Raw genomic sequence first — 6051 nt, forward strand, 5'->3', positions numbered from 1 at the left:
CCTACCAGCTCCTCCATGTGCTGCGCGACAGCCTGGAGCGCGGCACCGGCGACGGCTGGAGCCTGCGCCGGCTGCGCGAGCAGGTGCTCAAGAGCGCGGTGCGCGTCCAGCGCCATGCCCGGCGGCTGCACGTCATCCTGGAGCGGCGCGCTGCTAGCCACTGGCGCGCCTTGCTCCGGCGCTTGCCCAGGGTCTACCCGGCCCCTGGATAGCTTGCAGCGCGAGGTACAAGCCGGCCGCGTCAGGCCGCTGGCGTGCCCGGCGGTGGGCTGTTATGGCCTCATGCCGCCATGTAGCCTTCGGGGAACGGGAAACCGCCCCGAGAGAGCGCCTGGAGATTACCGCTGCAGCCGTGAGCGGCCCAACTGCTGGCCACGAACTGCCCAACCACCGCCATCAACAAGGCCGCATCTTGGCTCTCACGGCCTTCTCGTGAATAAAACAGGCGCAATGGTGCGCAGGACGAAGAGGACGCCCTCCATGCTCCGACGGTCTAAGACCTGAGACCGACCTCCTCTGTAGGGAAGTTTGTTCCGGCGTTCAGGGAGCAACGGACGTATACGGGGCCCAGACATCTCCGAGTGGCGAATTGGCTGGCAGTGCAATTACTTCTCCATGACTTGCCTCCTTTTTAGGCCCTTGCTGTCCGTCAGTTTACTTTCACTGTTTACACCCCTTTCAGGGATTATTCGGATAGCCACTTAGTGTAAAGGTGACCAAAATGGCTTATAATGCAATAACCATTGATACCTCTGTTTTTTCTCAATACAGCTATCAAATCGAAAGTGGCTTATTTAAGCAGCTCGATCAATTTTATGTGATGCCAGCTATACTTGTTTTTTCGGAAATTGTAGTCCGGGAAGTTTGGACGCACATGGAAAAACAAGCTTCCGAGACTGTTAAGCAGCTGGAAGCGGCTCTTGATAAGTGTGGTAAAAATCTCAACTCTTCTTCTGGGTCTATTAATCAAGTGCGCTCACTTCTGGTTCCGTCTATTGATTGTCGCGATATGATAGGAAAACGACTGCATCACTTTATAGAATCAAAAAATGGAGAAGTTGTTAGTGTGAAAGAGCAAATATCAATTGATGAGATAGTTGAGCGATATTTTTACTCTGAGGCGCCGTTTTCGGGGTCTGGCAGTAAAAAAAATGAATTTCCTGATGCAATGGCATTGCTTTCATTGGAGAAGTGGGCCATGAGGAATGGGTATCAGGTCCTAGCGGTATCCAGAGACGGTGACTGGAAGCGCTTTTCTCAAGTTTCGGATTATATCGATGTTATAGAAGATTTGGCTTCGGCGTTAGAGTACTTTCAGCCAGACAATACGGCTCATGAATTTTGCTATTCGCTGAAAAATATATTATATAGATCCCCGAAACACCCTTTGCACGAAGAAATTATATGTAGAATTGAGACAGAATTATCCGAATGTATGCCGGTGCCCGAAGCCGACTCTATTTTTCTTTATGATTGGGATAGCGTAGAAATTGAAACCCAGGAGGTAAAATTAAGAGATGACGAAAGTTTGATCCCTGTTCAGGCACAGAAGGATAGTTTGGTTGTTCAAGGAGTTTTTTCCGTGGCTGCTATAGCTAGATGCTATTTTGATTTCTCTGTCCGTGATTCCATCGATAAGGATTACGTACCTATGGGGTCGTGTGTCGCATCTGCTGAACTTGAGCCAGATGTTGATGTTCTTATTCATCTTTATGGTGATTTTTCTAGCGTGGAATTGGTCACGGTAGAGCATGTTGAGCTTCTTACAGAGATAAGATCGGTTAATTTCGGAGAAGTTGAGCCAAGCTGGATGAAAGAACCGCCAGCACCTCAGTGACCAGGAGCGCGCCGTCAACGAGACTCCCTGTGATGCCGCTCAGGCGATTTTTTTCAGCAGTCTGCTAGCTGCTCACGCGTGTACGCCATCGTCGGTGACCTCGATGCATGGCTCGTGGGTAGCTTGAAGGCGGGCAGTCTCCGAATCAGTCGCCGGCCGCAGCATCATCGCCTTGTGGAACGGGACGTCGGCCTGCTGGTAGGCCTCGGCGACGCTGTTGGCGGCGACGAGGTAGCAACGCTGGTCTTTGGCCTTGATCCAGAAGTGCCTCATGACAACTCCCCGGTGTCTGTAAAAGGAGTTGTCGCCTCAAGGCTTCTCACTCCGCCTCTACCTCGGCGGCCTTTTCGCCTGACCGATCGGGGTTCAGCCACACCGATCCGATCGGCGTCCAGTCACGGGTCGTGTCACTTCAGCGCCGCGGCTTCTGCGCCTTGGCCTGCTCGTAGAGGGCCTGGTGGTTGGCCAGGATCGGGCGATCCTCGTCGCTGTAGCGCTGCTGCGGGGCGCTGTCCACAACGGGCAACGCCCCTTCTTTTTTCGCTCCACCACCTGGTGATCCCGAGCGCAGGCTTACGCCTCGCTCGTACTGCCGCTCAGCTGGGCCTGAGCAGCATCCCGCCCTCGGCTCCTTCCCTCCTGCACCTCCGTGAGCGCCTCGGTGCGCGGGCCGAGCGAGGTGCGGCCGGGTGCCGCGGCCATCCACTACACTTGCCGTATACCCCTCGAGAGCAGCTCTGGGGTGCGCCGTAATGGCGTATTGTTCGGCTTGTTACGGAGGTCACGGCAATGTCTAGCGCCAATCTGAAAGTCCTCGGTCTCATCGGCCTCGGCCTGGTTGCGGTTATCCTCGCCGCCAACAACCTCAGCGCCTGGGCGTGGTGGGAGACCAGCGGGACGCAGCGGGAGATGTACGACGCCCTCATCATCGGCTTCAACGGCCTCGCCGGGGTCTGCCTCATCGTCGGAGGGGCCTTGGGGGCGGATCCGTACCGGGGCTCGTCCCAGGAGGACCTCCCCGGCCCGGGCGGTGCGTTCTCCGCCGTGGGCGAGGGGCCTTCCGTCTTCCGGGAGATCTTCTACGAGACGGAAGGGGCGTCGGCCGGCTACGATCTGGCGATCAAGCTCGGCTTCGTCATCCTCCTGTGCGGGCACGCCCTGATCGTCTACTCCCGCGCCGTCACTTGATGGAAGGGGGCTGCAGGCGCCTGCAGCCCCCTCTTTCTTTGGGCTGCGTGGCCGCTCAGTACATCCGCCGCCGGAAGAGCCACCCCGCCACGCTCAGGCTGAGCAGGCCGATGGCGGCCATGGGCAGGAACTGCGTCAGCACCAGGTCCAGCCCGCGCCCCTCCAGGAAGACCCCCCGGACCACCACCATGAAGTAGCGCAGGGGGTTGAGGTAGGTGATCGCCTGCACCCAGCCGGGCATATTGGCGATGGGGGTGGCGAAGCCCGAGAGGATCACCGACGGCACGAGGAAGAGGAAGGCCCCGAGCAGCCCCTGCTGCTGCGTCACGGCGAGCGAGGAGATCATCAGCCCCACGCCCACCGTCGAGAGGAGGTAGAGCAGGGTGCCGGCGTAGAGGGTGGCCAGGGAGCCCTGCAGGGGGACCTGGAACCACAGCACGGCGATGGCGGCGATGACCGTCGCCGCGAGCAGGCCGACCAGGAAGCCGGGCAGGGCCTTGCCGATGAGGATCTCCACCGGCCGCAGGGGGGTGACGAGGAGCTGGTCGAAGGTCCCCTCCTCGCGCTCGCGCGCCACCGACAGCGCCGTGACCAGGATCGTGGTCACGGTGATGAGCAGCCCGATGATGCCGGGGACGAAGAACCAGCGGCTCTCCAGGTTGGGGTTGAACCAGGCGCGGGTGACCAGCTCGGCCGGCGGCGGGCCGGTGCCGTGGCGCTCGAGCCGCTGGGCGTTGAAGGCGTTGACGATGTCGCGGACGTAGTTGAGGGCGATCAGGGCGGTGTTGGAGTTGCGCCCGTCGAGGATCGCCTGCACCGGGGCCGTCTCGCCGCGGGCGAGGTCGCTGCTGAAGTCCGGCGGCAGGCGCAGGACGAGCAGCACCTCGCCGGCCTCGACCAGCGGCGCGATCTCGTCGGTATGGCGGATGGTGTGGGTGCGCTCGAAGCGCGGCGAGCCCTCGAAGCGGGCCACCAGCTCGCGGCCGGCCTCGCCGCGGTCCTCGTTGTAGACGGCGAAGGGCACGCTGGTCAGGTCGAAGGAGGCGGCGTAGCCGAAGATCGCCAGCTGGATCACCGGCGTGGCCACGATCACGAAGCGGCTCTTGGGGTCCTTGAGGAGGGTGAGCAGCTCCTTGGCGAAGAGCGTGAGGATGCGCCGCCACATGGGTCTTGGCCTCGTGTCACTCCAGGCGCTTGTGCGCCCGGCGCCGGATCAGGATCAGGAACACCAGCCCCATGGCCGCCAGCGCCAGGGCGTTGGGGGCGATCACCGCCCAGACGTCGCCAGCGAGGAAGACGGTCTGCAGGATGGCGACGAAGTAGCGCGCGGCGATGAGGAAGGTCAGCCCCTCGATGGGCCAGGGCATGCTGTTGAGGTCGAAGATGAACCCCGAGAGCATGAACGCCGGCAGGAAGGTGGCGACGATGGCCGCCTGGCCGGCGACGAACTGGTTCTTGGCGATGATCGAGATCAGCAGCCCCATGGCCAGCGCCACCACCAGGAAGAGCGCCGCGGCCCCGGCGAGCACCACCAGCGAGCCGCGCAGCGGCACCTCGAAGAGGAGCAGCGCCATGAGCGTCGACAGCGCCATGCCGCCGGCGCCGAGGAGGAAGTAGGGCAGCAGCTTGCCGGCGATGATCTCGGCCATGGAGACCGGCGTGACCAGCAGCGCCTCCATGGTGCCGCGCTCCCACTCCCGGGCCATGATCATCGCCGTCAGCAGGGTGCCGATGAGCGTCATGATCACCACGATCAGGCCGGGGACGAGGTAGTTGCGGCTGCGCACCTCCGGGTTGAACCACACCCGCTGCTCGAGCGTCACCGGCGTGGGCGCCTCCGCCGCCCCGGCGCGCTCGGCGAGCCAGCCGGACCAGACCCCCTGCACGTAGCCCTGGATGATGCGCGCCGTGTTGGCGTCGACGCCGTTGACGATAAGCTGGATCGGCGCCGGCCGGCGGTCGGCGAGGCCGGCGGCGAAGTCGCCGCGCAGGTGCACGAGCCCGTCGATGGCGCCGCGGGCGAGGTCCCGCTGGGCGGTCCCGGCGTGCTCGTAGCGGTGGACGTGGAAGTAGCGCGAGCCGGTGAAGCCCGCGGTGAAGGCCGCCGTCTGGGCGCTCCGGTCCTCGGTGACGATGCCGAGCTGGATGTCCTCGGCGTCGAGGGAGACGCCGTAGCCGAAGAGGATCAGCAGCACCACCGGCATCAGGAAGGCGATGGCGACGGCGCTGGGGTCGCGCACGATCTGCAGGAACTCCTTGCGGATGAGCCCGCGCAGGCGCATCGCCCCGCCGCCGCGCCGGCTCACGCCGCCTCCTCGCCGCTGAGCTCCTGCTCGATGAGGGCGATGAAGGCGTCCTCCATGCTCGGCTCCGGGCGCTCGGCCGAGCGGGCCTGGCGCTTGACCGCCCGGGGCGTGTCCAGCGCCAGGATGCGGCCGGCGGCCATGATCGCCAGCCGGTCGCAGTACTCCGCCTCGGCCATGAAGTGCGTCGTCACCAGCACGGTGACGCCGCGCTGGGAGAGGGCGTTGATCCAGTGCCAGAACTCCCGCCGGGCCAGGGGGTCGACGCCGGAGGTGGGCTCATCGAGGAAGAGGATCTGCGGCTCGTGGAGCAGGGCGCAGGCCAGGGCCAGGCGCTGCCGGTATCCCAGGGGCAGCTGCAGGCTGTCGGTGTCGGCCACCGGGGCGAGGTCGAAGGCCTCCAGGGCCCACTCGATCCGCTCCTGCTGGCGGGCGTTGCGCAGGCCGTAGACGCGGGCGAAGAAGCGCAGGTTCTGCCGGACCGTGAGGCTGGCGTAGAGGGAGAACTTCTGCGACATGTAGCCGATCCGCGCCCGCGCCGCCGCCGCGGCGCGGCGCAGGTCGCGCCCGGCGACGCTCAGCCGCCCGCCGCTGGCCGGCAGCAGGCCGCAGAGCATGCGGAAGGTGGTGGTCTTGCCGGCGCCGTTGGCGCCGAGCAGGCCGAAGACCTCGCCGGCGCCGACCTCGAAGTCCACCCCCTTGACCGCCTGGAGCGGCGCTTCG

6 protein-coding genes and 1 pseudogene are annotated in these 6051 nt (G+C 63.6%); 3 read left to right on the forward strand and 4 right to left on the reverse strand.

What is annotated here, in order from left to right; all coding sequences use genetic code 11:
• Window positions 1-212 (forward strand): annotated as a pseudogene (locus CKO13_RS10035) (hypothetical protein); the annotation flags it as partial.
• Between the two features lie 509 nt (window positions 213-721).
• On the forward strand, window positions 722-1837 hold the full coding sequence (locus CKO13_RS10040; protein ID WP_200260368.1) for a PIN domain-containing protein: 1116 nt from the start codon (window positions 722-724) through the stop codon (window positions 1835-1837).
• 72 nt (window positions 1838-1909) lie between these two features.
• Here the strand turns inward: CKO13_RS10040 and CKO13_RS10045 are convergent, their stop codons facing one another.
• Window positions 1910-2110, reverse strand: coding sequence for a hypothetical protein (locus CKO13_RS10045; RefSeq protein WP_200260371.1), 201 nt, complete (start codon window positions 2108-2110; stop codon window positions 1910-1912).
• A 516-nt stretch (window positions 2111-2626) separates the two neighbouring features.
• On the opposite strand from CKO13_RS10045, the gene CKO13_RS10050 reads away from it, so the two are divergent.
• Window positions 2627-3025 (forward strand): hypothetical protein, encoded by a 399-nt coding sequence (locus CKO13_RS10050; RefSeq protein WP_200260374.1) that lies wholly within the window; start codon window positions 2627-2629, stop codon window positions 3023-3025.
• A 55-nt stretch (window positions 3026-3080) separates the two neighbouring features.
• Here the strand turns inward: CKO13_RS10050 and CKO13_RS10055 are convergent, their stop codons facing one another.
• The 3 genes from CKO13_RS10055 to CKO13_RS10065 all read right to left on the reverse strand — a co-directional run.
• On the reverse strand, window positions 3081-4190 hold the full coding sequence (locus CKO13_RS10055) for an ABC transporter permease (protein WP_200260377.1): 1110 nt from the start codon (window positions 4188-4190) through the stop codon (window positions 3081-3083).
• Window positions 4191-4206: 16 nt separating this feature from the next.
• Window positions 4207-5331, reverse strand: a complete 1125-nt coding sequence (locus CKO13_RS10060) for an ABC transporter permease (RefSeq protein WP_338034631.1) — start codon at window positions 5329-5331, stop codon at window positions 4207-4209.
• Window positions 5328-6051 (reverse strand): ABC transporter ATP-binding protein (locus CKO13_RS10065; protein ID WP_200260380.1); only part of this gene is annotated, 724 nt, incomplete at its 5' end. The genes CKO13_RS10065 and CKO13_RS10060, both read right to left, overlap by 4 nt.

Origin of the sequence: Halorhodospira neutriphila (assembly GCF_016584055.1) — a bacterium.
In the GTDB taxonomy this organism is placed as follows: Bacteria; Pseudomonadota; Gammaproteobacteria; order Nitrococcales; family Halorhodospiraceae; genus Halorhodospira; species Halorhodospira neutriphila.

Excerpts from the sequence above, each read along its gene's own strand:
- CKO13_RS10040 (WP_200260368.1), top strand. The coding sequence starts at position 722 with ATGGCTTATAATGCAATAACCATTGATACCTCTGTTTTTTCTCAATAC.
- CKO13_RS10045 (WP_200260371.1), bottom strand. The coding sequence starts at position 2,110 with ATGAGGCACTTCTGGATCAAGGCCAAAGACCAGCGTTGCTACCTCGTC.
- CKO13_RS10050 (WP_200260374.1), top strand. The coding sequence starts at position 2,627 with ATGTCTAGCGCCAATCTGAAAGTCCTCGGTCTCATCGGCCTCGGCCTG.
- CKO13_RS10055 (WP_200260377.1), bottom strand. The coding sequence starts at position 4,190 with ATGTGGCGGCGCATCCTCACGCTCTTCGCCAAGGAGCTGCTCACCCTC.